At 68.1% G+C, this 24787-nt stretch carries 21 protein-coding genes, 2 tRNA genes and 1 pseudogene; 12 read left to right on the top strand and 12 right to left on the bottom strand.

Translation table 11 applies throughout. The features are described 5' to 3' along the window. Window positions 1-597: 597 nt before the first annotated feature. Window positions 598-855, top strand: coding sequence for a GlsB/YeaQ/YmgE family stress response membrane protein (locus C3B71_RS13960; protein WP_073331050.1), 258 nt, complete (start codon window positions 598-600; stop codon window positions 853-855). A 229-nt stretch (window positions 856-1084) separates the two neighbouring features. Continuing rightward, complete coding sequence (locus C3B71_RS13955) at window positions 1085-1282, top strand: hypothetical protein (protein ID WP_073331047.1); 198 nt, start codon at window positions 1085-1087, stop codon at window positions 1280-1282. Between the two features lie 108 nt (window positions 1283-1390). Here C3B71_RS13955 and C3B71_RS13950 read toward each other — a convergent pair. Continuing rightward, window positions 1391-1467 (bottom strand) — tRNA-Lys (locus tag C3B71_RS13950). A 352-nt stretch (window positions 1468-1819) separates the two neighbouring features. On the opposite strand from C3B71_RS13950, the gene C3B71_RS13945 reads away from it, so the two are divergent. The 3 genes from C3B71_RS13945 to C3B71_RS13935 all read left to right on the top strand — a co-directional run bounded on the left by C3B71_RS13945 (window position 1820) and on the right by C3B71_RS13935 (window position 6318). After that, window positions 1820-2509, top strand: coding sequence for a hypothetical protein (locus C3B71_RS13945; RefSeq protein WP_108968863.1), 690 nt, complete (start codon window positions 1820-1822; stop codon window positions 2507-2509). Between the two features lie 146 nt (window positions 2510-2655). Beyond that, a complete protein-coding gene (locus C3B71_RS13940; protein ID WP_108968861.1) occupies window positions 2656-5280 on the top strand; it encodes an RNA degradosome polyphosphate kinase in 2625 nt (874 codons plus the stop codon). An 18-nt stretch (window positions 5281-5298) separates the two neighbouring features. Next, window positions 5299-6318 (top strand): NUDIX hydrolase, encoded by a 1020-nt coding sequence (locus C3B71_RS13935; protein ID WP_073331039.1) that lies wholly within the window; start codon window positions 5299-5301, stop codon window positions 6316-6318. 1114 nt (window positions 6319-7432) lie between these two features. Here C3B71_RS13935 and C3B71_RS16015 read toward each other — a convergent pair. Both C3B71_RS16015 and C3B71_RS13930 read right to left on the bottom strand, forming a co-directional pair. Then, a complete protein-coding gene (locus C3B71_RS16015; RefSeq protein WP_146752371.1) occupies window positions 7433-7825 on the bottom strand; it encodes a hypothetical protein in 393 nt (130 codons plus the stop codon). Next, window positions 7815-8033 (bottom strand): hypothetical protein, encoded by a 219-nt coding sequence (locus C3B71_RS13930; RefSeq protein ID WP_073331036.1) that lies wholly within the window; start codon window positions 8031-8033, stop codon window positions 7815-7817. Before C3B71_RS13930 ends, C3B71_RS16015 begins: the two co-directional genes overlap by 11 nt. 200 nt (window positions 8034-8233) lie before the next feature. Here C3B71_RS13930 and C3B71_RS17020 point away from each other — a divergent pair, with 200 nt between their 5' ends. Then, window positions 8234-8656: a transposase-like zinc-binding domain-containing protein gene (locus C3B71_RS17020; protein ID WP_442778372.1), complete on the top strand. Its 423-nt coding sequence runs from the start codon at window positions 8234-8236 to the stop codon at window positions 8654-8656. A gap of 238 nt (window positions 8657-8894) precedes the next feature. On the opposite strand, the gene C3B71_RS13920 is transcribed toward C3B71_RS17020, so the two are convergent. The 3 genes from C3B71_RS13920 to C3B71_RS13910 form a co-directional block, all read right to left on the bottom strand. Continuing rightward, window positions 8895-8968 (bottom strand) — tRNA-Pro (locus C3B71_RS13920). A 129-nt stretch (window positions 8969-9097) separates the two neighbouring features. Further along, a complete protein-coding gene (locus tag C3B71_RS13915) occupies window positions 9098-10063 on the bottom strand; it encodes a metallophosphoesterase (protein WP_108968857.1) in 966 nt (321 codons plus the stop codon). Window position 10064: 1 nt separating this feature from the next. Then, window positions 10065-12260 carry a transglycosylase domain-containing protein gene (locus C3B71_RS13910; protein WP_108969980.1) on the bottom strand — a complete coding sequence of 732 codons (2196 nt, stop codon included), beginning with the start codon at window positions 12258-12260 and terminating at the stop codon, window positions 10065-10067. 255 nt (window positions 12261-12515) lie between these two features. On the opposite strand from C3B71_RS13910, the gene C3B71_RS13905 reads away from it, so the two are divergent. Both C3B71_RS13905 and C3B71_RS13900 read left to right on the top strand, forming a co-directional pair. After that, window positions 12516-12839: a WhiB family transcriptional regulator gene (locus C3B71_RS13905; protein ID WP_073331031.1), complete on the top strand. Its 324-nt coding sequence runs from the start codon at window positions 12516-12518 to the stop codon at window positions 12837-12839. Between the two features lie 171 nt (window positions 12840-13010). Next, complete coding sequence (locus C3B71_RS13900; protein ID WP_108969978.1) at window positions 13011-13169, top strand: DUF4177 domain-containing protein; 159 nt, start codon at window positions 13011-13013, stop codon at window positions 13167-13169. A gap of 160 nt (window positions 13170-13329) precedes the next feature. Here the strand turns inward: C3B71_RS13900 and C3B71_RS13895 are convergent, their stop codons facing one another. Next, entirely contained in the window at window positions 13330-14007 is a 678-nt protein-coding gene (locus C3B71_RS13895; RefSeq protein WP_073331028.1) for a Crp/Fnr family transcriptional regulator, read from the bottom strand. Window positions 14008-14140: 133 nt separating this feature from the next. Here C3B71_RS13895 and nth point away from each other — a divergent pair, with 133 nt between their 5' ends. Next, window positions 14141-14869, top strand: a complete 729-nt coding sequence (nth, locus tag C3B71_RS13890; protein ID WP_396027155.1) for an endonuclease III — start codon at window positions 14141-14143, stop codon at window positions 14867-14869. Here the strand turns inward: nth and C3B71_RS13885 are convergent. Next, window positions 14772-15896: an alpha/beta fold hydrolase gene (locus C3B71_RS13885; RefSeq protein ID WP_073331027.1), complete on the bottom strand. Its 1125-nt coding sequence runs from the start codon at window positions 15894-15896 to the stop codon at window positions 14772-14774. The genes nth and C3B71_RS13885 overlap by 98 nt on opposite strands. Before the next feature lie 335 nt (window positions 15897-16231). Between C3B71_RS13885 and C3B71_RS13880 the strand changes: the two are divergent. Further along, window positions 16232-17543 (top strand): annotated as a pseudogene (locus C3B71_RS13880) (integrase core domain-containing protein). A 341-nt stretch (window positions 17544-17884) separates the two neighbouring features. On the opposite strand, the gene C3B71_RS13875 reads toward C3B71_RS13880, so the two are convergent. The 4 genes from C3B71_RS13875 to C3B71_RS13860 all read right to left on the bottom strand — a co-directional run bounded on the left by C3B71_RS13875 (window position 17885) and on the right by C3B71_RS13860 (window position 21153). Then, window positions 17885-18208, bottom strand: coding sequence for a branched-chain amino acid transporter permease (locus C3B71_RS13875; protein WP_073331024.1), 324 nt, complete (start codon window positions 18206-18208; stop codon window positions 17885-17887). Next, window positions 18208-18918: an AzlC family ABC transporter permease gene (locus C3B71_RS13870; RefSeq protein ID WP_108968854.1), complete on the bottom strand. Its 711-nt coding sequence runs from the start codon at window positions 18916-18918 to the stop codon at window positions 18208-18210. The genes C3B71_RS13875 and C3B71_RS13870 overlap by 1 nt, the downstream gene beginning before the upstream one ends. Before the next feature lie 190 nt (window positions 18919-19108). After that, the gene (locus C3B71_RS16620; protein WP_234415937.1) at window positions 19109-20029 is read right to left on the bottom strand and encodes a hypothetical protein; all 921 of its coding nucleotides are present in this window, start codon (window positions 20027-20029) and stop codon (window positions 19109-19111) included. Window positions 20030-20160: 131 nt separating this feature from the next. Beyond that, window positions 20161-21153, bottom strand: coding sequence for a hypothetical protein (locus tag C3B71_RS13860; protein WP_234415936.1), 993 nt, complete (start codon window positions 21151-21153; stop codon window positions 20161-20163). Between the two features lie 152 nt (window positions 21154-21305). On the opposite strand from C3B71_RS13860, the gene C3B71_RS13855 reads away from it, so the two are divergent. Continuing rightward, window positions 21306-23006, top strand: coding sequence for an alpha/beta hydrolase (locus tag C3B71_RS13855; RefSeq protein ID WP_234415935.1), 1701 nt, complete (start codon window positions 21306-21308; stop codon window positions 23004-23006). Between the two features lie 102 nt (window positions 23007-23108). Continuing rightward, window positions 23109-24647 (top strand): hypothetical protein, encoded by a 1539-nt coding sequence (locus tag C3B71_RS13850; protein ID WP_146752438.1) that lies wholly within the window; start codon window positions 23109-23111, stop codon window positions 24645-24647. The last annotated feature ends 140 nt before the right edge of the window (window positions 24648-24787 follow it).

Raw genomic sequence — 24787 nt, 5'->3', positions numbered from 1 at the left:
AACTGTCACCCCCAACAACCCACGAACTGTCACCGATGTCCTGACACAGAACTGTCACCGATGTCCTGAGACATAACAACGACGGTTCGTACCCCTACCCCACGAACCGTCGTCGGATGTGCCGAACCGTCGACCGGAACACACGAACCGTCGACCCGAACATGCGAGCCGTCGCGCCTGATCCACCGTGGTCCACCCCTGCGCAACCTCACCCATCGCGCCACCGGGACAGGCACACCAACCGCCACCCAGGGGTAAGCCTCCTGGCTTTACCGCACCGTACCAACCAGCGGCCCGAACTTAAGCACTGCGCCCACGCCGATAACCCGCGGCGGCCGGAGCAGGCCCACCCGGTCCTCAGGATTCATTGAGGTTCGGACTGGAAGGTGTGCATTTCCTGGAGTTCGTACCGGAATGACGTGGGAAGGTGACGGGAAAAGCATGTGTGGGCGGTTGCTTTAACGCATCCGGGGGAGAGCGGTCTCACAGCAGGGAATTCCTGGTGTATGTTGATTCCAGGCGTTTAGGGCGCCGGTACTCCACGCGGTGATTGCGGCGTTGAGTGCATCGTTTCGCACTAGATGAAGGGAATGCGTCATGGGTGAGCTCATTGGAATGGTCGTATTCGGTGGCATTATCGGTGCCCTGGCCAGGCTCATTATGCGGGGTGACCAGAATCTGTCGATCCTGTGGACCATCGTGCTGGGGGCCGTGGGCGCACTGGTTGGTGGCTGGCTCGCGGGGGCGCTCGGCGTGGACGCAACCCCAGGTATCGACTGGATCCGCTGGCTCCTGTCGCTGATCGCCGCCATGATCGCGATCTACATCTACCTGGCCGTTGCGCGCAGGCGGTGAGGCGCGGGCGTGGCGAGGCGGCATGTGGGCCCCTCGCCACGCCGCGTGCCGGCATTCAATTGCGTGGCCCGGGTAATCGAGGTCATTGCTAGTCCGCATATGGCTGCGCGCCAGAATAGGGCAGGCCAACATTTTCTGTCCGCTTCACCGGACGGTCGCACTGGTTGCAGCTGACCGGAATACTGGGTGACGGGACACTGTACATAAGGAGGAGGGAACGGTGCGGTCAGTGATTACTGCCGTTGTCGCGAATATAATCGGTGTGCTGCTCGCCGTGCTCGCGTTGACGCTCCTCGAAGGGGCCATCGAGCTACTAGCGGAGGGTGGCGCCGACGTCGCGGTGGTGCCCTTCCTGATTCCGGCCGCAGGGGTGGTCGCGCTGGCGTCGGTCATCGCGCTGCTGATAGCTCGCCGGCTCTGGTCGTAGTCGCCGGGCCCTCTCCCGGTGCCGCGCGCACGGTGGCCTCGGCGACGGATGTTTCGCACTTTGGGGCGTGATGGCGGGGAGTATGCGGGTGCGGCAGCGGCATCTCGCTGGTGCCCCCCGTGGGGCTCGAACCCACGACCTTCGGATTAAAAGTCCGCAGCTCTGACCAACTGAGCTAGAGGGGCGCGCCCCCGGCCGGGAGTAGAACCCTGACGCGGTCGGCGCCGTCAGCATAGCCGATTCCGCAGCCGCCCCCCTGCCGGCGAGCTGTGCGCGCGATCGGGCCCGGCCGCACCTACGAGCTTGCCGCCCTACTGGTCGGTGAGCCATGCATGCGCCATCGGTTCCAGGAAGCGCCTGCGGCAGGCACGTGGGCTGCCCGTGCGTGCGTTGTTCACCACGCGCGCCGGGTGCCACTCACGCTTCCGCTCACCCATGCGGGACAATGCCACCAGCAACGCGAACCGGGCCACTCGCCGTCGACGCGCCGCCGAAACGGCCAACCCGGCAAACACCCGCGGATCACAAGGAGTTCCTATGGCTCGCCAGTTCCATCGCCCCGCCCGACTCGACCCCGAAGCGGCCGAGAACATCGAGGGCAGCGACGACCCCGCCGTCGCCTCCGAACTCGCCCACCGCGCCGCCCAGGCCCTGATCGGCGGCTTCCCCGAGGACGCACCCGAGACCGACGCCTCCGTCGAGCTGATCACCCGCGCCGGCGTGGTAGCCGCCGTCGCCGGCCACGGAGTCGACGCCGTAGCCGAGCTGTGGGCGGACTCCCCGGCAACCACCCTGCCGGGCACGCTCTGGCGGCTGTTTCTCGTGCGCGAGTGGATCCGCCGCGACCCGGAGCTGGTTGAGCGGCGCTACGCCACCGTCGTGGACCTGACCGCCATCACTAGCGAAGCCGCGGCCGCCGCCGCGCGCGTCCGCCTCGACGCGGCCCTGGTCGATGCCCGCCCGGCCCCCGCCCCGGAGGATGTACGTGCTGCCCTGGACGACGTCCTCGCCGGCGGCCTTGCGGGTTCCGTGCCCGCGCTCGTACCCATCCTGACCGCCACGTCCGGCTTCCTGCGGGCCCTGGCCGCCGGCTCTAGCCCGGTCTGGATCGACGACGACGCCGACGAGCTGGCACACCGCGTCACCCGCCGCGAATCCGCGCTGCTGGCCACCGCCGACGAACTGGCCGAGGCGGCCCGCCGTGCCGACGTCGGTCTGCTGGACTGAGATTGCCCGACATTGTGCGGGCCCGCCCGTACTTCTCGCGCAGGCGCCTGCCGCAGATCCCGGCGCCGGGCATCGGCGCGTTCCGCACAGGGTTCCTCGGCGCGGTTCACGGCCCGCTACCGGCCTAGACGTGGGACGATTTCCCCATGACGACGCCCGACCCCGAAGCGACCCCCTCCACGAACTCCGCGCCGCTGGCCTCCTTCCTGGGCGGCTGGGCACGCGCGCAGGCCCGGCATGCCGCCGACCCGGGTTCCTCTCCGGTCAGTCCCGAGGAGGCCGATACGCTCGCCGCGGCCTCGGCGCCGTCTGCGGATGCGGGCGACGCCGAGGCGTTGTCCCAGGACGACCTGGACATCATTGAGGATCACGTCATTGAGGCGGCCGATCCTCGCGACTTCGTCGACGATGACGCCGGCCCCCAGTACGAGGACGAGGACTTCGACGAGGATGCCCCCGCTGCCGAGGGCAATCGGGGCGATGACACCGGTATAACCCCGGTCTCGCCCCCCGACGCCAACGAGCAGACCGGCTTCTTCGACGCCGCGGATCCCACGCCGCTGCCCGAGGCCGAGTCCGCCACCGCACACACCTCCACGGATGCCGCGGCCGGACCGGATGCCGCCGGTGACGTCGTCGTCGACGACCCCGAAGCCGACCTGCCGCCGCTGGACTCCTTCACCGACCGCTTCACCGACCGTGAACTCACCTGGCTGGACTTCAACCAGCGGGTCCTGGAGCAGGCCGAGGACCAAGACCTGCAGCTGCTGGAGCGCGCCTGGTTCACCGCAATCTTCTCCTCCAACCTCGACGAGTTCTACATGGTGCGTGTGGCCGGGTTGATGCGCCGCATCAAGGCCGGCATCACACCCGTGCGTGCCTCCGGTCTGGACGCCCACCAGGTTGTCGCCGCCATCACCGAGCGCACCAAGGAGCTCATGGCCAGGCAGGCGGCCCTGTTCCAGGATGACATCCGTCCCAAGCTCGCCGAGCACAACATTGAGATCCTCGACTGGGAACAGCTTGAGCCCGAGCAGGCCGAGAAGATCACTCGCTACTTCCGTCACCAGATCTTCCCCGTGCTCACTCCGCTGGCCGTGGACCCCTCTCACCCCTTCCCCTATATCTCTGGTCTGTCACTGAACCTGGCGGTGCTGCTGCGCAACCCCCGCTCCGGCAAGGAGCACTTCGCCCGCGTCAAGGTGCCGCAGTCGCTGCCGCGCCTGATCACCGTGCCCGGGCGGGAGCTCGACCCCAAGAACAAGCAGGCCGGCACCGCCTTCATCCCGATCGAAATCGTCATCGCCCGCCACCTGGACCACCTGTTCCCGGGGATGGACATCCTCGAGCACCACCTGTTCCGGGTGACCCGCAACGAGAACCTCGAGGTGGAGGAGGACGACGCCGAGAACCTCCTGACCGCCATGGAGAAGGAGCTGGAGCGCCGTCGCTTCGGCGCCAGTGTGCGCCTGGAGGTGGAGGACACCATCAGCCCCTTCGTGCGCCGCTACCTGGTGCGCGCCTTGAACCTGCACGACGACGACGTCTTCGAGCTGCCGGCGCCGCTGGACCTGACCAGCCTCAACCAGCTGCACGACCTGGACCTCCCCGAACTGAAGTACCCGCGGTTCGTGCCGGTGACCGCCGCCGGCCTGGCCCCCCAGGAGTCCAGCACTCCGGGGGACATCTTCGCGGCCATGCGCGAGCACGACGTGCTGCTGCACCACCCCTATGACTCCTTCTCCACCTCCGTGCAGGAGTTCGTCTCGCAGGCGGCGGCCGACCCCAAGGTGCTGGCCATCAAGCAGACCCTGTACCGCACCAGCGGCGACTCCCCGATCGTCGACGCCCTGATTGAGGCCGCCGAGGCCGGCAAGCAGGTGGTGGCGATCGTGGAGATCAAGGCCCGTTTCGATGAGGAGAACAACATCTCCTGGGCCCGCAAGCTGGAGCGCGCCGGCGTGCACGTCGTCTACGGCATGGTGGGGCTCAAGACCCATTGCAAGCTGCTGCTGGTGGTGCGCCAGGAGTCCGACGGTCTGCGCCGCTACTGCCACGTCGGCACCGGGAACTACCACCCCAAGACCGCCCGCGGGTACGAGGACCTGGGCCTGCTCACTTGCGACCGCGACGTCGCCCAGGACCTGACCACCCTGTTCAACCAGCTGTCCGGCTACGCTCCGCGCGCCCGCTTCCGCCGCCTGCTGGTGGCGCCCCGCACCGTGCGCGACGGGCTCATCGAACGCATCGAACGGGAGATCGCCAACAAGCGGGCCGGCAAGCCCGCCTGGATCCGCATCAAGGTCAACTCGATCATCGACGAGGCCTGCATCGACGCCCTGTACCGGGCCAGCCGGGCCGGCGTCGACGTCGACATCGTGGTGCGCGGCATCTGCGGCCTGCGCGCCGGCGTGCCCGGGCTCAGCGACAACATCCGGGTCCGCTCGATCCTGGGCCGCTACCTGGAGCACTCCCGCATTTACGCCTTCTGCAACGACGGCGAGACCGACCTGTTCATCGGCTCGGCGGACCTGATGCACCGCAACCTCGACCGCCGCGTGGAGGCGCTGGTGCGCATCACCGATCCGGTGATGATCGTCCAGCTCGAGTGGCTGGTCACCCACGCCGCCTCCGACGCGGTCTCCTCCTGGTGGCTGGAGCCCGATGGCAGCTGGACCCGGCACACCCACGACGCCGAGGGCAATCGGCTGGAGGACATCCAGACCACGCTCATGACCCGGGCGCGTTCGCGTCTGCGGAGCGGGCACTGACAGCGGGAATCTCCGGAAATGGCAGATAAGTCCAAAACAGAAGCGGTGATCCGGGCGGCGGGTGCCCTGGTGTGGCGTGAGACGAACGGACACCTGGAGATTCTTCTGGTACACCGTCCCCGCTACGACGACTGGTCCTTCCCCAAGGGCAAGGTGGAGCCGGGGGAGTCGGTGCGCACCTGCGCGGTGCGCGAGGTGGCCGAGGAGACCGGCATCCAGGTCGCCCTCGGGCAGCCGCTGGACACGGTGCGCTACAAGCTGCCCGACGGCGCCCGCAAGGAGGTCCGTTACTGGGCCGGTCGCGAGCTCTCCGGCGACTCTCCGGCCCTGCGCGCCCGCACACCGGTGAGCCCGGCCGATGCGGCGGAGATCGACGACGTCGAATGGGTGCGCTCGAAGAAGGCCCGCACGTTGCTCACTCACCCGGCTGACCGGGATCTGCTCGGTTCCCTGGTGGATCTGTGGGAAGACGGCAAGCTCGACACCTGGACTTTCGTACTGGTGCGCCATGCCCGCGCGGTCAAGCGCTCGGTGTGGAACCGACCCAAGGAGCGGGACGCGGAGACCGACGAGGCGACTCGTCCGCTGACCAAGGACCAGGGGGAGGTGCGCGCCCGGGCGCTGGTGCCGGTGCTGGCCGCCTACGGCGTCGCCCAGGTGATCACCAGCCCGTGGCGGCGCTGCTACGACACCGTCGCCCCGTACACGCAGGCGGCCGGCCTGGAGCTGGTGACCGAGCCGGCGCTGACGGAGGCGGCGCACGCCGCCAAGCCGAAGGCCGCCCGTAAGGTGGTTTCCAAGGTGCTGCGTCGGCGCGACGTGCCGGTGGCCGTGTGCACGCACCGCCCGGTGCTGCCGACCGTCATGGAGGCGATCTCGGACTATGCGCCCGGCAAGCTTCTGCGCTCGGTTCCGGACCGGGACCCGTGGCTGAAGACCGGGGAGATCATGGTGGTGCACATGGCGCGCCGTCCGCGCGGCAAGATCCGCGCCGTGGCCATTGAGAAGCAGCGCCCGGTGCTTTCCGAGGGCCGCTGACGGCGTCCTGCTCTGCACGGTTTCGGTGCCGTCTAAGGGACGTCGGGCCGGAGAGCGCCAGTCGGCGCGATGGCCGCTCGTGGCGGCTTATGTTGGAGCCCGGGGCCCGTCGCGGCCCGACGTCGCGACCAGGGTAGTACACGCGGCTCGGCTCCTGGCGCGTGTCCGCCCGCCGCGGACGTCGAGAAGCCCTCGCCCTTCCGGCGATGGTGGATGGGTCTCGTAAAGCGGCTCTTCCGGTTTGAGGGTGTGGTGCTTCCGGCGTGGTGGCTTCGGTCCGGGTTGCGGTGGTCGTGGTTGGGGTGGTGAGGTCGGTGTCGGGTCGGCGGGGACGTTCTCGGGGGCGGATGAGGTCGATGTCGGGCCGGCGTGGTCGTGCTCGGGCCGGCGTGGTCGTGCTCGGTAGGTGCTGGTCTGCCGAGAACGTCCTCGTCATCCCCAAACCCTCCACATGCGGGAGGGTTTGGGGCTTACGAGGACGTATTCGACCAGCGCAGGTCGTTGTCGGGCGCACGAGGACGTTTTCGGGCCGGCGAGGGCGTCCTCAGGCCGGTAGGGGCGTCCTCGCCGCCGGCCGGGCGGAGTGCTCGAGGACGCGGGTTGAACCTCCACGGCGCCGGCTCACCACGCCAGAACGCCTGGCCTGGCTGCACTTGGCTGCCGATAGCTCCGGCGCCCGGGAGCGGGGCCGTCTACTGCGCCGCTTCGCCGTCTGCTACGCCACTTCGGGGTTAACAACGCCAGTTAACCGTCTGCTGAAGGCCCCAGAGGTATACAGCAGAGCGTTAAGTAGCGTTGTTAACGCCCAGCCGGCGTACCAAACACCCCACGCCACCCACCCCACCCCATGCCATGTCCCAGGACATCGGCAGCACTCCTGCCGCCGCCCCAGACAACCACCACACCCCCAAACCGGAAGAGCCCGTAAAGCATAGGAATCGGGGACCGCAGTACCTCAGCTGAGTTAGATCAGTAACGATAAAGCCAGTCAGGCAAGGCCGGCTTGGGCTCGTATCCATCCGGTGGGGTGACACTCCACCCAAGGCCACGGAGAACATCTGCGGCGGTATCTTACGACGATGCAACGATGGACTTGGTTTGTTCCAGTCGCCAGTCAGCGCGAGCCTGCGTCAGGGCTTCCATCGCATTGGGCGTGTACGTGAAGGTGGGAACAAGGAAGGTTCCCTGCCGGGTGATGCTCGTAGTCAAGGCGGACAAGCCATTCCCCGCCACCGTGTGGGCGCAAGCCGAACTGTGACCGCTCGATGAGCATGTACGGATGCTTCTGAGACAGCGTGCATTGGAAAGAGACCGTGAGGTCAAGCAGGCATCTACCACCTATGGTCAGGTTGATTGCCGCCTCGTCTTCAGGGCGGACGGTGGCGAACCACGGATCATTGCCAGCAACGTTGACCTGAAACTCGGGAGCTTCCACGGTCACCGCCCGGACCGTGTGAGTCAGGCCGTTGGCAAACCGTAAGGTCTGCTCGTCGACGCTATCGGTCATGCTCTAGTAAGAACAGCACGTCATGGTAGGCACCGAATAGCCGCAGGTCTTCCGAGGGGTAGTCTCCGGTGTACTCCTGGGCAAGCGCCGCGTCCAGGCTGCCGAAACGGCGCTCTAATTCATTGACGATGTCTCGTTTGCGGGCCTCTAGCTCCGGGCGTGTAAAGTGTTTTACCACGCCGCGAGGCGGCGCAACTGCAGTGCTCACAGTACATCCCTCCTTTGTGCGGGATTCGCGCGGCGCGCCTTCCCCTCAAGTATCCAAGGCGTGTCAACCCCTCGCTCGCGAGTTATCGGCGTGAACGTGTTGCTAAAGATCGGGATTTTGGTTGCTGTGGTGCGGGGAAGTCGGGGTGATTATGGCCTGGGAGGTTAACCCGGGGCGGTGGTTGACTTTCGGGGGTAGATGTGCGGGCCGTGAGAACACGGTCCCCACGAGCAAGGCTCTGCCCGATCTGTCAGACCCCTATGAAGAAGCCCGGCCGCACCGCCGCAGGCACCCAACGGTGGAAGTGCACCGCCCCGGTTGGACCGCCCACGCCCCGGTTGGACCGCCCACGCCCCGATGGACCGCCCACGCCCCGTTGGACCGCTGTAACCGGCGGCTACGGCGGTCCAACCGGGGAACAGCGGTCCAACCGACAGGCTCAACAGCCACACACCGCCACCCAACCGCGCATCGCCACCCAAGCACTTACACAACAGGACCTAGTGAACCCGGGGGCGCCCGAACCACACACACGTTCGCGCCGACAACCCCGAAGAAGGCCTCTGGAAACGCAAAGGCTGGGCCGGCCGAACCAGCTAGAACACCCCGACACGCCGGTCTAAAGCAACACGTTCGCGCCTATAACCCTCGCTCGCTGCTGCGAACGACGAACGGCCGCCGCCCGCCTGGGCAACGACCGTTTGTAGGGGTATTCGGCCTGGCGGCCTCTTACTCCCTCCTCTGCGAAGATCTCATGAGCAAGCTCATGGATCTTCTTATCGTCGGGGTATTCGGCCTGGCGGCCTTGTTACCCCTTCCTCCTCGGACGCCTCACGAGCAAGCTCGCGGGCGTCCTCGTCGTCGGGGTGGCGGGATTTGAACCCACGACCTCTTCGTCCCGAACGAAGCGCGCTACCAAACTGCGCCACACCCCGTGTGCGGAACGACTATAGCCGCCGTCGCGCCGGTGGGGGAAATCGTGTCTCTGAGGGGTCGGTCACCTGCCGGGCCACGGGAGAGCGAGATCACAGGTTCCGTGGCTGTCCTCTGACGGCGTCGGGGCCCTAGCCGGCGGGGCGCAGCGTCAGCAGCGTCGCCTCCGGGCGACAGGCCACGCGCACCGGCGTGTATGGGCTGGTGCCCAGGCCGGCGGACACATGCAGAAACATGGCGTCGGCCTCCCGGCCCTCGGGGTGGGCATCCGGCCAGTGGGACAGGCCCGAGGCGCGGCGGCGGTCCAGGTCGCAGTTGGTCACCAGCGCCCCGTAGCCGGGCAGGCACAACTGCCCGCCGTGGGTGTGCCCGGCGAAGGCCAGTTCCACGCCGTCTGCCACCATGGCGTCCAGAACCCGCCGGTAAGGGGCGTGCATCAGTCCCAACCGCAGCGGCCTGCCGCTGCGGTCGAGGACCGGCTCACCGTCGTCGGCGCTCGGGACCACCAGGGCGGGTGGTGGGAAGGCGTCCCGATCCACATGTGGATCATCCACCCCGACCAGCTCGACACGGCGGCTACCGACGTCGAGGGCGCCGCGGGCATTGCTCAGATCGACCCAGCCGGCGCCCGTCTGCAGGTCGCGAACCTCCCGCCAGGGGAGCGGCTCGACGGCGGCCTCCTGCTCGGGGTCATCGCCCGAGCGCGGATCGCGGCGCAGATAGCGAGTGGGCAGCTTGAACACCGTGGTGCGGTAGTCGTGGTCGCCCAAGACGAAGGCGCCCGGCAGGTGCGCGAAGGGCTCCAGGGCCCGGCTGAGCGGCTCCAGGCCGCTGGCGAAGGACAGGTTGTCACCGGTGTTGACGACGACGTCGGGGCGAGCTTCCGCCAGGCCGCGCACCCAGGCCACACGTGCCTCGGTGTGATCGGTCAGGTGCAAGTCCGACAGGTGCAGGATAGTCAGCGGACGCTGGCCGGCCGCCAGCACGGGCACGTCCACCCGGCGCAGCACCGGCAGGCGAGCCTCGATCAGGGCATAGCCGAGCAAGCCGGCGCCGGCGGCCAGACCGCCGAGTACGGCGTTACGAGCCGCGGGCATATCAGTCCTCGTCGTCGGAGTCGTCGTCGCCGTCATGGGACCCGGCGGAGTTTTGCTGCGCCTGGCCGCCGTTGTTTGAGTTACTGGATGTTGGCGCACCGGCGCCCAGGCTCACCTGGTTGAAGGCCTCCACCGGCTCGCCGGCCAGGGCCGCGTCCATGTAGGTCTTGAACATGGGCGCTGGCAGGTCGGCACCGTACATGGTGGCGTAGTAGCGCCCGCCGATGTACTGGTGATTCATGGCGTAGTAGCCGTCGGAGTGGCCGGCCCAGATGGCGGTGGCCAGCTGCGGGGTGTAGCCGATGAACCAGGCGTTGTCCATCAAGTCGGTGGTGCCGGTCTTTCCGGCCGCCGGGCGCCCGCTCAGGGCGGCCCCAGGGCCGGTGCCCTTACTGGTCAGCACCGACTGGAGCGTGAGCGTCACCTGGTCCGCCGCGGTGGCGCTCATGACCTGGCTGCAACTGGCCGACGGAGTGCTCATCTCATTGCCGTCGGCGTCGATGATCGAGTCAATGGCGACGGGGGTGCAGTACACGCCGTGGGCGGCGAAGGTCGCATAGGCGTTGGCCATGGACACCGGGGTGGTCTCGGTGCCGCCGAGTACCACGGACGGGTAGGGGTCGACTGGATCCCCGTTGGCCTTGGTCACGCCCATGTCGGCCGCCAACTGGGTCACGGAGCACACGTCCATCTGCGCCAGCATCTCCGCATAGCCGACGTTGATCGACATGGCGGTGTCCTCAATCACCGTGTGTCGGCCATTCTCGCTGGGGTCGGCATTCTTGGGCGCCCAGGCCTCCGGATGGAGGTCAGGGTCGCAGGAGATGGTCCAGTCGGAGGAGTAGAAGGTGCGCGGGGTGGTGTTCGTAACCGTGTACCCGGAGCGCCCCTCCTGGTACCACTGGGCCAAGGCGAAGGTCTTGAAGGCCGACCCCGGCTGGAAGCCATTCGACTCCATGCCGCCGTGCAGGTAATCCGCCGAATAGGAGATCTGGGTGGCGGTGGGGTCGGAGCCCGTGGCGTCGCCGTAGTTGGTGTTCTGCGCCATGGCCAGGATCCGGCCGGTGCCCGGCTCGATCGACACCAGGGCGGACTTGACGTTCGACGGGTCGCCGGTGGGCACGTAGGCCTGGATCGTGTCGTTGGCGTTCTTCTGCTTGGCGGGGTCCAGCGTGGTGGTGATCTCCAGGCCGCCGCGCAGCAACAGTTGGCGTCGTTCGGCCTCGGTGTCGCCGAAGATGTCCGAGTTCTCGATCTCCCCGACCACGTACTCACAGAAGTAGGCTGCCGAGCCTGCGGCCCCACAGCCTCCCACGGAGTCGGTGACGTTGAGCATGTCGGCGATCTGGGTGTCCAGACCCGCCTGGTACTCGTCGGCGGTGATGAACTCCTCCTCGTACATCTTCTGCAGCACCCAGTCCATGCGGCTCTTGGCCTTGTCCGGGTACTGGACAGGGTCGTAGGCGCCGGGGGCATTGGTCAAGCCGGCCAGCAGTGCCGACTCCGCGATCGACAGGTCCTTGGCCGAATGGGAGAAGTAGTGCTGCGCGGATGCCTCGACCCCGTAGGTGGACGGGCCGAAGGAGGCGATGTTGAGGTAGCCCTCGAGGATCTGCTGCTTGGAGTACTTCTGCTCCAGGGTGAGTGCGTACTTGATCTCTCGCAGCTTGCGGGCCGCGGTCGGCGCCTTGGCGGCGGCGATGGCGGCGTCGTCGTCGTTCTGCAGCCCCGCCTCGACCAGGACGTTGCGGACGTACTGCTGGGTGAGCGTGGAGGCGCCCTGTGAGCCGCCGTTGGCGTTGGAGACCACGGCGCGGACAATGCCGGCCGGGTCGACGCCCTTGTGCTGGTAGAAGCGCTGGTCCTCAACCGCCACGATGGCGTTCTGCATGCTCGGGGCGATGTCGTCCAGGGAGACGACGATGCGGTTCTCGGCGTAGAACTGGGCGATCTGGCTGCCGTCGGAGGCCTTGATCACCGAGACCTGGCTGGGCTCGAGGACGTTGAAGTCGTCGGGCAGCTCGTCGAAGAGCTGTGCGGAGGCGTTGGTGATTGCGGAGGCGACGCCGACGGCGGGCATGGCGAAGCCCGCCGCCAGTACTCCGCCTGCGCCGGACAGCAGCAGGAAGACCAGCAGCATCGCCACGACCTGGGCAGGGGACGATAAGGACCTGCCGCGGGAGGAAGACTTCGACATGGTGTCCACACTACGGCGAAATGGCGTGTTTGTGCACCGGGCTACGACGAACAGCGGCTGGAAAACGCCTTGGAGGCGCCGGTGCGTGGTGGTCGTGGTGTGGTCGACGGCCGCATGGTGGGGAGTGCGGGGGTGCTTGGTCGGCGCACGAGCCCTTGTGCGGATGCCAATTTGGCAAATGACCATCGGTTGGCATACCGTCTACGTGTGATCCGGCCGACATTGTAGTCGACCTCAGCGGTAGGGGAGTGAGAAATGACGAGCGACCAGACTTGGGCGGCCCGTGCGGCCTGCGCAAGCGTCCAGCCCGACCGGCTGTTCGGCAAGGGGGCGGAGCAGCGCGATGCCCGTTCGCTGTGCTTCACCTGCCCGGTACGCATGGAGTGCCTGGCGGAGGCCCTGGACTCGGAGTTGAGCTTCGGCGTCTGGGGAGGGCTCACCGAGCGTGAACGTCGAGCGCTGCTGCGGCGGTTCCCGGAGGTCACCGACTGGAGCGAGTGGCTGCGCCGCGAGGACGACGAACTGGTCGCCGAGATTCATGCCCGACGCGCTCCCCGCATCCTCGCGCGCGTGCGGTGACCGGCGCCGGTGTTGGGCCCGCGGTAACTGGGTCCGCAGTGCGCCCGTGTGTGCTCGTTGCTTTGCGGGGCGGAATGCGCGGCCACGCCGCCGCTGGGCTTTCGGCTGTGCTTCTTGCCCCATAGGCTTTAGGGCATGACCGACGCAACAAGCAACAGCAATGCCCCGGGAATTACCCGGTGGGAGTACGCCACCGTGCCCCTGCTCGTCCACGCCACCAAGCAGATCCTCGACCAGTGGGGCGCCGACGGCTGGGAGCTCGTGCAGGTGATCCCCGGTCCGACCGGCTCGGACAACCTGGTCGCCTATTTGAAGCGGCCACTGGCCTGAGACGTGGTTGCGGTCGGCGGTCCGGGTAACCGCGGTCGGCCGGACCGCCGACCAGTTCGAGCGGCCGCGCCAGCAGCAACAAACGCCGAAACCGGCACGTCATTCGTGCCGGTTTCGGCGTTTTATCCGCGCCGAGCTTGCGGCGAAGGAGATGCGGGCGTCAGCGGGCGCGACGACGCAGGCGGTCGACGTCGAGCAGAGTGACGGCGCGCCCTTCCAGACGGATCCAGCCGCGGGAGACGAACTCCGCCAGCGACTTGTTGACCGTCTCGCGGGAGGCGCCGACCAGCTGGGCGAGCTCCTCCTGGGTGAGGTCGTGCGGCACGTGCACCCCGTCCTCCGTGGTGGAGCCGAAGCGGTCGGCGAGGTCCAGCAGGGCCTTGGCGACGCGGCCGGGCACATCGGAGAAGACCAGGTCGGCCAGGGCCGTGTTGGTACGGCGCAGCCGCTGGGCCAGGGCGCGCAGCATGTCCTTGGCCAGAGTGGGGTGCGTCTCGATGAAGCTCATCAGCTGGGTGTGCTCCAGCGCCAACAGGTCGGTGGGGGCGACCGCGGTGGCCGTGGTGGAGCGCGGGCCCGGATCGAACAGGGTCAGTTCGCCGACGACCTCGCCGGGGCCGAGCACCGCGAGCAGGTTCTCCCGCCCGTCGGCGGAGGCGTGGCCGAGCTTGATCTTGCCGGATAGGAGGATGTACAGGCGGTCGCCCGGGTCACCCTCGTTGAAGAGGATCTCGCCGCGGCGCAGGGTGGTCTGCGTCATCATGTTGCGCAGCTCTTCCCGCTCCTCCGGATTCATCCCCTCAAACAGTGGGATCTTGGAGATGATGCTGTCTTCCACGAGGGTCCTCCTGTGGTGTGTAGTAGGGCGGGCCCGGGAACGAGCGGGGCCTCTTACGTCATATCCTAGCCACGGCTTGTGACCTGTGGCACGCCGACGAGCATTGTAGTCTCACTGTGTGCCAGGTCAAATCATCGAGTCATCGGCCACGTCGACGGGTCCGGGCGGGGCGACCCCCAGCCCGGGCGCGCCGGTTCCCACCCCGGGTGCGCCAGACGCCCCGAGTGACGCGGCCGCCCGGCGGGCCGCCGCCGTCGACGACGTCCTGATCGGCCTGTACCCGGACGCCCGCTGCACCCTGGACCACGACAGCCCCTTTCAGCTGCTGGTGGCGACGGTCCTGTCCGCCCAGACCACCGACGCCCGCGTCAACACCATCACCCCGGAACTGTTCGCCCGCTACCCGGATGCGGTCGCGCTCGCCGGCGCGGACCGGGTCGACCTGGAGGCGCGGCTGCGGCCCTTGGGCATGCACCACACCCGTGCGGCCCGACTGATCGCGCTGGGTGCCGAGCTGGTAGCCGCTCACGGCGGCGCGGTGCCCGCGGACCGGAAGGCGTTGGTGGCCCTGCCCGGAGTGGGGCGCAAGACCGCCAACGTGGTGCTCGGCGACGCCTTCGGCGTGCCCGCGATCACCGTGGACACGCATGTGGGCCGCCTATCGCGCCGCCTGGGCTGGACGACGGCGCGCGATCCGCTCGCCGTCGAACGCGATCTTGCCGCCCTGTGGGAACCGGCGCGGTGGACGGGCGGGTGTCACCGGCTCATTGAGCACGGGAGGACGGTGTGCCGCGCCCGCGCTCCCCGCTGCGAGGCGTGCGCGCTGAACGCCGCCGGGCTATGCCCCCGGGTGGGCGTATGAACGACGTCCTGCGGCGCGCGCCGGTCCGCTGCCTACGGATGGAGGAGTGCGACTGGGACTGGGCCTGTCGGGGCGGGGCCGCCAGCTCGGTGAGGAAGGGCAGCAGCACGTCAACCAGCCGCTCCGGTGCCTCCTCCTGCGGGAAGTGCCCGACGCCGCGGATGGTCACCTGCTGCAGGACGCCGACCACATGGTGGGTGTCGCGGGCGTGGGCCCGGGCGGGCTGCACCGGATCGAACTCGCCCTGCACGGACAACACCGGCACCGTCGTCGGCCGGTTCAGCGCCTGCACCTCGGCGCGTGTGAGGGTGGAGCGGCGGGTGCTCTCCAGTGCGGAATGCGCCGCGCCCGGGCGCGCCAGCAGTGCGGCGTAATACTCGGCGCCCTCGGTGACCAGTGGGCGCGTGGCCGGGGCCGCCCAGGAGCGCAGCAGCCGCTCGACGCCCGCCGTCGTCCGCAGGCTGCGTTCGGGCAGCAGGGGGACGTTGAAGAACAGGTGCTGCACCGTGGAGCCCATGACGGTGCGCATGGGCAGGGAGCGCACGGCCAGAGGATGCGGCGCCCCAATCGGCACCAGCCCCACCGTCAGCTCTGGTTCCAGGCTGGCCAGCGTCCAGCCGACCTGCCCGCCGAGCCCGGCGCCGACGATGATCGCGTGGTCGTGCCCGAGCGCGCGCACCACGGCGGCGACGTCGCGAGCGAGAGTGACCAGGTCGTATCCCGACGGCGGGCGGTCGGAGCCGCCGAAGCCGCGCAGGTCGACGGCGATCACGCGGTGGCCTGCGTCCGCCAGCGCCGGGATCACATGTCGCCACGTCCACCAGCACTCGGGGAAGCCGTGCAGCAGCAGGACCGGGTGTCCGGCCGGCGCGGCCGTCTCGGGGTTGCGTGCCGCCGGTGAGGCCGGGGGCGGGACGGCGGAGGCCAGCGGAGCCTCGGGGCCGGCCAGGACGACGTGGAAACGAGTACCGCCTGCGGTAACGTGGCGGTGGGTCCACGGTCCGGGACGAGTCACGGTGGCTTGCACAGCGGCAGCCTACTGGTAAGACGTCGATGCCCGCTCGGTCTGCCGCGGCCCTTCACCGACATTGCTTGAAAGAGCTGTTCGTGTTTGGGTGCGGGAGGTCGACGTCGGGCTGGCGAGGTCGTTCTCGGGTTGATGAGGACGTCGTCGGCGCCGTTGCGCGTGCGGACGGTTCGTGCGTTCCGGTGACGGTTCGTCAGTTAGCAGCAACGGTTCGGCATGAACGACGACGGTTCGTACCTGTTATGTCTCAGGACATCGGTGACAGTTCTGTGTCAGGACATCGGTGACAGTTCGTGGGTTGTTGGGGGTGACAGTTCTGGTGTGCTTTTGGGCGCATGAGCTCAGTCAGGAAGTCCAACAGTAGTGGTGTTGATCCGCGTGTGCGTCTGGCGATCGCCCGGTGGCCTGATGACGCCCCGCGCGGGGCGGTGACCACGTTCTGCGAACAGGAGGGCATCTCCCGCAAGACCTTCTATGTGCTGCGGGCCCGAGCCCGAGCTGACGGGGAGGCCGCGGTACTCGAGCCCCGCTCCCGCCGTCCTCGCACAAGCCCGGGACGCATAAGCGACCAGGTACGCTCCCAGGCCCTTGACGTGCGTGCCGCGCTGGAACGCTCTGGCCTGGATTGCGGCCCGATCAGCGTGCACGACAAGATGCGGGCCATGGGCCTCAAGGCGCCCTCGCCGACATCACTGGCCCGCATCTTTCGCTCCGCCGGCGTGGCCCGAGCCGAGCCCACGAAGAGGCCCCGGGCGGCATGGCGCCGGTTTGTCTATCCGGCCCCGAACGCCTGCTGGCAGACGGGGCGCCACCGAGTACGTCCTCGCCGGAGGACGCAAGGTCGTCATCTTCCAGCTCATCGACGACCACTCCCGCCTGGCGGTGGCATCCCTGGTCGCCGCCGCCGAGACCAGCCAGGCGGCTATCGCGGTATTCGACCGGGCCGTCGCCCGCTACGGGGTGCCCCAGCGGCTACTGACCGACAACGGGACGGCCCTGAACCCCACCCGACGCGGCCGCAAAGGCAAACTGGTCGACCACGTGCGCACCCTGGGGGTAGAACCCATCACCTCCAAGCCCTATAAGCCCACCACCCAGGGCAAGAACGAGCGCTTCCACCAGACTCTGTTCCGCTACCTCGACAACCAGCCCCTGGCCCACACCATCGAAGAGCTACAAGCCCAAGTCGACGCCTTCGACCACATCTACAACACCGAGCGAGGACACCAGACCCTGCCCGGGAGGATGACACCCCAGCAGGCGTGGGACGCCACCCCCGTCGCCGCCCCGCCACGCCCCAAGCACCACGAGCCCGTATCCGTCGGCGGCATCCCCACACAACCCCGCCCCAGGCACCGGCCCACAACACCGCCCTCAGGGCAGCGCCAAGGCACCATCGGGGCTAACGGAGTGGTCAGCCTGGCCGGTATCAGCTTCTTGGTATCCAGAACCCACGCACACCAGCCAGTGACCATCACCTGGGACCCCCACCAAGTCGCCTTCACCGACACCCAAGGCGAGATCCTGGCCCAGTACCCCTGGCCCGCACCCGGCGTCCGTTACGTCTCCACCCACACACACCCAACCCCACCAACCACCACAACTGTCACCGATGTCCTGACACACCAAGTGTCACCGATGTCCTGACACACCAAGTGTCACCGATGTCCTGACACAAAACTGTCACCGATGTCCTGAGACATCACAACGACGGTTCGTACCCCTACCCCACGAACCGTCACCGGATGTGCCGAATCGTCGACCGCAACGTACGAACCGTCAGGCCAGCGCGCGAACCGTCGGGCGAAGGTGCCGGACCGCTGGGTGAGCACACGAACCGTCAGACGAAGGCGTGAGCCGTCACCGGCGTCGCCCGATTGTCGAGTGCCGAGGGCCGGCGTGTTCCCGAGGGAGGTCCGATCCATCCCCGAGCAAGGTTCATGCTGTGCTCGCGGAGCGCTCGGCTGGTGGCCGCGGAGCGAAGTGGTTCAGGCCATCAGTAGCGAGGCCGCCACGTAGACGGCGGTACCCCCGACCAGGGACAGGCCCATCGCATGGCGCCACAGGTGCAGTCCGGCAGTAGTGCCGATACCGACGACGGCGGGCAGCCAGGTGGCCGGGGAGGTGGTCACGCCGTCGAGCGTGTAGGCCACCAGCACGATCATGACGCCCAGTGGCATGGCGTCGCCGAGGAAGGTCAGCAAAGGTACGCGGCCGCGGCCGCGCAGGAGCACGAAGGGCGCGATACGGCAGGCGAAGGTGATCGCCGCCACCACCACGACGGTCAGCGCCAGCTGGGAGTTGGTCAGCATCAGCGCGCCTCCTCGCCGGCGGTCCGGGTGGCGCGTTGCCGCCAGGTGTACAGCGCGATCAGTGCGACGGCGAGAGTACCCAGGGCGCTGAGCAGGGCCGCCGATCCGCCCACCGCCAGTCCGACTGCGCCGGCCACGAACCCGATCAGCAGCACCGCCAGGTCCGGGTGGGAACGCCAGTTTTCAATAGCCAGGACCACGAACAGCGCCGTCAGCACGAAGCCGAGCAGTTCCACCCGCTCCCCGACCAGGGCAGCCAGACCCGTACCCGCAAGCGCCCCCGCCGTGGTGCCGAAGATCCACGCGCAGTGGCTCATGACCTCGACGGTGACGATGTAGCGCCCGCTCATCGCCGTCCGCTCCCGCGAGGCCAACAGGGCGTACACCTCGTCGGTGATGGCATGGATCGCATACAGGCGGGTGACCAGGCGGCCGCGCACCCGGTCCAGGGGAAAACCCAGTCCGTAGAAGACGTGCCTGCCGGAAACGAACAGTGTGGAGGCGGCGATCGCCGCCAGCGGCTCCCCGGTACCGGCCAGCGGCACCAACAGCATCTGCATGGTGCCCGAGTAGATGAGCACGCTCCAAAGCGGCGCCCACCACCAGTTCAGGCCCTCGGCGACCAGTAGCAGGCCGGCCGCCAGGCCAAGCGTGATGTAGCCGATTACGACCGGCACGGCGTCGCGGGCGGCGTCGCGCCTCGTCACCATCGGCAGCGACGCCGGGCGGGACGCGGACGCCGGGCGCGGGCCGGTGGGGGAGGTACGGGGAGCGGGCACCGGCCCAGGCTAGGCCGCCGACGGGCGCGGGAGCGCCGTTGGTTTCATGGTGAGACCGCGCCGCTGTTCGGGGCCGACCTGCCTGTGGGCGGCACCGCTGCGGGACGCATCGGTGTTGGGGTCAGTCGTTGTGACGGCCGCGATCGATGATCTCCTGCTCGCGGCGACCCGCACGGCGGGCGTTGTGCGAGACCACGCCAACCATGATCATGAACATACCGAAGGCAACGAACTTGCCGCTGACGGCGTCCGCCCAGAAGTAGCTGGACAGGGAGGCGCCCAGGTTCGAATGTGCCGTGAGTCGGTCCAGTAACGGCCCGATCGAGCCGTTCATCGCCGTCGGTGCCACCAGGAACGGCACCCCGACCAGCAGCGAGACCACGCCGACGACGAAGGATCCCAGGCTGGAGCGGCTCGCCGTCCACAGGGCGATGGCGAGCACGACGGCGCCCGCACCCAACTCCAGCAGCGCGCGCACCGGCGTGCCGAAGCTCAGCGGGGTGGCGCCGTCGACCGCGGCGGCGGCCCCGTCGTGGAAGAGGTACCAGGCCAGGGGAAGGGCTACCACCCAGACCAGCACGCCGGCCCAGTGGGCGGCTGCGCGGGACTTCGGGCGGCCGACGACGCTGGAGCCGTCCAGCAGGATGTCGTCCTCCGTGCGTGCCTTGGGGGCGCGCGGCTCGGGTTGCTCTGCGGCGGGGCTGGCGTCTGCCTGGGTGTCGGGCGGTAGGTCCGCGGTGTCCTGTGAGGCGAGCGGCGGTTGAGCCGCCGGGGCCGGGGCGGGGTCCGGTGGGAACAGGGTGGAGGTGGTCTTCTCCTCCGGCGTGCTGGAGGCGGCGGGGATGGCGTCCGCGGAGGCGGCGGGGGTGGCCGCGAGATCGGCAGCGCTGGGCTCGGGCTCGGTGGTGTTCGGTGCGTCGGGCGTAGGTCCGTCGGCCGCGGCGTCGCCCGGCGCGGATGCGCGGGCCCAGGCCGTGGATTCGAGATCGGAAGCGGTGGCCTGATCCTCGGGGTCGTTCCCGGCGGTGGTGTCGGTGCTCATCGTGACCTCCTTTTCCGCCCACGGTAATGGTCGGGTACCCGCCCGCGGGGAGGCGTGCCGGGCGGGGGCCGAAAGTCGACCGAGTTGGCAGGTGGGACGGCGTCGGCGGAGGCCGGGCCTGCTGCGGCACCTTACACGTGCGGCGGTGTCTCGCGGGAGTGCAGCTCGGCGAGTTCGCCCGCCCGCCCTCGGCGCCGGGCCAGGTGCGCGCCCCACCCGACCGTGACCAGCACCGTGCCCGCCAGCAGCAGGCTGATACCGGTCGGGTCGTGGGGAAGCAGCCGGGCCAGCAGCCCGGCACCAGGCAGCTGCGGCCACACCTGCGCCAGCATTGCGGGCAGAGAGAACAATGCCAGCAGCGCCCCGGTGACGCGGGCCCCCAGGGTCGATCGCCCGGTCAAGGTTGTCCCCAGGGCCAGCAGCACCAGTGCCAGTGCGGGCTCGAGCAGGGCGCCTCCGAGCGACGCCCCCGGGGACACCAGGGGCGCATACCCGACCGCGAGCAGGGCCAGGCCGGCTCCCACCGCCACTGCCGTAAGCGGGAAGGAGATCACGTGGTCGCGCCGCCGCGAAGGCGGGGCCGCCGGGGTGACCCCCAGTTTCCGATCGCTTGCACCAAGCCTTACCGATAGGCGTGCCTCCGCGCGCCCCGCGCGGCGGGCCCGGCGCATCCCCCAGGAACCGCCCAGCAGCAGTCCCGCGACGATGAGCACGGCGCCGGTGGGGATCAGGGAGCGGGCCCACTCGAAGGGTGCGGCGGCGGCGCGCTCGGGGCTGAGCAGGATGATTGCCTGCGCCACCAGCGCGACCACACCGCCGACCAGGCCGCCCAAAGAGGAACGCACCGCGAACAGCCACTGCGCCAGGGCGGACAGCAGCAGCGTGAGCAGCCCGAGCACGATCATGCGCAGCAGCTGGCCGGCGGTGGAGGCCTGGGCGGTCGCACCAGCCAGGGCGAGCGTCAGCGGCGGCAACACCACGCCGACGGCGGCGGTCAGCAGGTAGTCGCCGCGGCGCGAGCGCGGCGCCTGGCGGACGCCGTCGGGATCGGGGTCAGGGGCCGACGGCGTGGGGACGGCTCGCCCCGATGACGCCGTCGCGGGGGAGGACTTGTCTTGCGCCACAACCGGATTCTAGACGATTGGCGGTTGGCCGTGCTCGGCGTCGTCCGCTGGCTGAGGTGTAGGGGTCTCCTCCTGTGGCATGACCGTGGCCGACGGGGCAATCGGTCGGCGGGGGGATTCGGACGGTGTCGGAGATGTTTACATTCCCGTTCATGAGAACGAAAATGATTCACAATAAGGTTGCTGCTCCGCTTGCGGTAGCGGCAGTCGCATGCCTGGCATTGTCTGCGTGTACCGCAGTCAGCGACAACCGCAGCGGCTCGACGGCGTCGGGCGGTACGACATCCGCCATCCCGGTGGATGCGCAGAGCGCTCCGCCGGTACCCGCAGGCCTGGAGACCTTCTACAATCAGAAGCTCGACTGGAAGGAATGCGACGACGACGCCTCTTTCCAGTGCGCCACGGCGAAGGTTCCGCTGAACTACGACGAGCCCTCGGGTAAGACCATCGACTTGGCGTTGAAGAAGCTCCCCTCCACGTCGGGCAAGCCGATCGGTACGCTGCTGACCAATCCCGGAGGACCCGGTGGGAGCGGCCTGGAATATGTCTCGCAGGAGGGAGTCTTCTCCGATGCGCTGCGAGCGGGCTATGACATCCTCGGTTTCGACCCGCGTGGGGTGGGTGAGTCCACACCCCTGACCTGCCTGAGCCCCCAGGAGATGAATGAGGTGGCCGAGGCCACATTGCAGCAGAAGAGTTCCGGAGCCACCAACCAGCAGCAGGACAATGATGCCGCCGATCCGCGGCAGGGCTCAACGCCGGTGGACTTTGAGGAGGAGACCGCCGAGAGCACCGAGCAAACTGCGGCCGAACTGGCCGCCAGGTGCAAGCAGTACTCGCCTGAACCCGATCTGATCGACCACATGGACACCGCCTCGGTGGCGCGTGACATGGATGTGCTGCGGGCGCTATCGGGTGATGCGCGCCTGCACTACTTGGGAACCTCTTACGGGACCTACCTGGGAGCGCGCTACGCGGAGATGTTCCCCGCGAACGTGGGCCGGATGGTGCTGGACAGCGCGCAGGACCCCTCACAGGAGAATGCGGACAACGTGGTGCAGCAGGCGGAGGCCATTGAGAAGAGCCTGCGCGCCTACGTCGAACACTGCCAGGCGGGAGAGGACTGCCCACTGACCGGGGATGTCGACTCCGGCGTCGAGCAGATCAGGCAACTCATTGAGAAGGCCAACACCACGCCGCTGCCGTCCACTCTGGGCGACTCCGTAGACGGGGCGACGCTCACGAAGACCCTGATCGACATGATGTATGACAACAGTGCATGGGACCTTCTGACCGCGGCGCTCAGCCAAGCGATCAAGAACAATGACGGTACGGCCCTCGCCGTGCTGACCAATCCATCACTGGTGGACGATGAGACGGACCCGCAGGAGCTGGCTGAGAAGGAGGCCCGCGAGGCGGCCAATGAGAACGCCATCAGCGCCATCGACTGCCTCGACTACCCGGTCCGTGGAGACGAGTCCGAGTGGGACGAGCAGGCGACCAGAATCCAGGAGGTGGCGCCCACGCTCGGCACGGGGCTGACCTACCCCGACGCGTTCTGCAAGGGCTGGGGACACCACACCGATAACCAGCCGGGTGAGATCCGTGCCACGGGTGCGGCACCGATCCTCGTCGTCGGCATCACCGGAGACCCCGCCACCCCGTACCAGTGGGCCAAGGATCTGGCCGCCCAGCTGGACTCTGCCCGCCTGCTGACCGTCGAGGGCAACGGTCACGGCGCCTATAAGCGCAAGGGTGACTGCGTGGACAACACCATCGACAACTACCTGCTGCGTGGCGAGTTGCCGGAGAAGGACTTGACCTGCAAGGAGGAGATTGAGCAGTACTACTGAACCCGGGCGGGGCGGGTCGGTTGAACGGACCCGCCCAACCACCGCTGTGCAATGTTCAGAAAACCATAGAAGTTGAACCGATCGTTGAAAGTGAAGCATCTGATGACTGAGTCCAGTCCAACCTCCTTCTCACTCACGCGCCGCTCTGCCGTAGCGGCTATCGGGGCCGCGCTCCTGCTGCCATTGGCGGCCTGCGCGGGTGGCAATGACTCGCAGAGCAAGAGCCCGGCGTCCACATCGCCGACCCCCGAGTCCCCCACGGGGGCGCAGGACCCGCTAGGCAGTCTGGCCGGTGCGCCGTCGTTGTCCGATGAGCAGTACGAGACCGTGGTCGAGGGGGTGTCCGCCTGGGTGACCCGTATCTGGCCGATCATGGGGCCGGTGTGGCCGGGGGTCGATTACACCAGGCATCGGATCGTGGCCATGCAGGTCGACGAGCAGTTCAAGGTGAAACGTGCGTGGGCGATCTCGGTTGACGGTCAACGGGAACTCAAGGCCGACGAGTACGCGAGCATTGAGGTGCCCACCTCCTACGGCAAGGTCACCTTCGAGGACCAGCCGTCCATCACCCTCAACCTCGGTCAGGCAGCAACGGTGGGGGTTAGCGGCAGAGAGGGCGGTGGGGCCGCCGCGGGTATGAACTCCACGCCGTCCGTAACCGCCACCGGCGCCTCGGAGCCCGTCGCGGATCTGAAGGATCCGGCCACCTACGCCTTCGCGCTCATGACCCACGAGCTGGTCCACTTCTACTATCAGGGCGAGATCAATGTGACCGCCTCCAGCAGCAGGGACACCCCCTACCCGTACCAGGCGCAGCCCCGCACCCTGCGGCGCATGATGCTGCACCGCTTGCGCCAGGCGGCAACGGATGCGGACAAGCGGTCCGAGCACTTGGGGCACGCCCGCTACTGGATGGACACCTGGAAGTCGGAGTTCGCGGGCGAGGCCGAGGACATCCATCAGTACGACATCGTTGAGGGCACTGCCCGGTACGTGGAGTACATGGCGCTGTCCATCCAGGAGAATCAGTCCCCTGAGCAGCTTCAGACCCGGCAGGCGGCGCTGCTGAAGGAGGAACCGCTGGACGTATCGGTCGACGTGGAGTCCTATGCATTCGGATTCATCACCGGGGTGCTGCTGGACGCGGTCAAGCCCGACTGGAAGAACGGCTTCTACACCAGTGGCAAGACGCTCACGGAGATGCTCCTGGAGGACGTGGCCCCCGTTCCGGAGGAGGTGGACCCCGAGGTCGGAGGTCAGGTTGACGAGGCGATCAAGGAGGCCGACCAGTACGTTGCACCGGACATCAAGAAGATCGACGACGCCGAGGCGGATACTTCGGTGGCCTACCTGCACCTGCCCAAGTTGGATGAGATCGGTTACGGCGGTTCCTTCGTCTACAAGGACAAGGTGGTGCTGACCACCACCATTCTGGTCCTGAATGGTGAGGGGCAGAATCTTCAGGTGCTGGGAGTGCCGACCTTCACCGGCGCTGACAAGGAATCGCTGAATATCCCCTTGATCAACGCGCCGCACAGCTACGCCGACGGCGTGCTCACGGTCACGGGTGATGAGATCACCGGAACCATCAAGGCCGAGAAGACCACCGAGAACGGCAGAGAGGTGTTTGTCGCCAAATAACTCTTGGTGGGGAGCAATACGGCCCGCGTCGCCCAGAAGCGGGGCGCGTATAGGGGGGGCGGCCGACGGTAAACAGCGGATGAGCATGGGACACGGTGACGGGTAAGTCCGCACCAGAACACCTCGCACCGACCGCCGCC

This window comes from Actinomyces sp. Z16, assembly GCF_003111765.1.
GTDB lineage: Bacteria > Actinomycetota > Actinomycetes > Actinomycetales > Actinomycetaceae > Actinomyces > Actinomyces glycerinitolerans.
The sequence above is the reverse complement of the archived record's forward strand: the minus strand, read 5'-3'. Positions and strand labels throughout refer to the sequence as shown.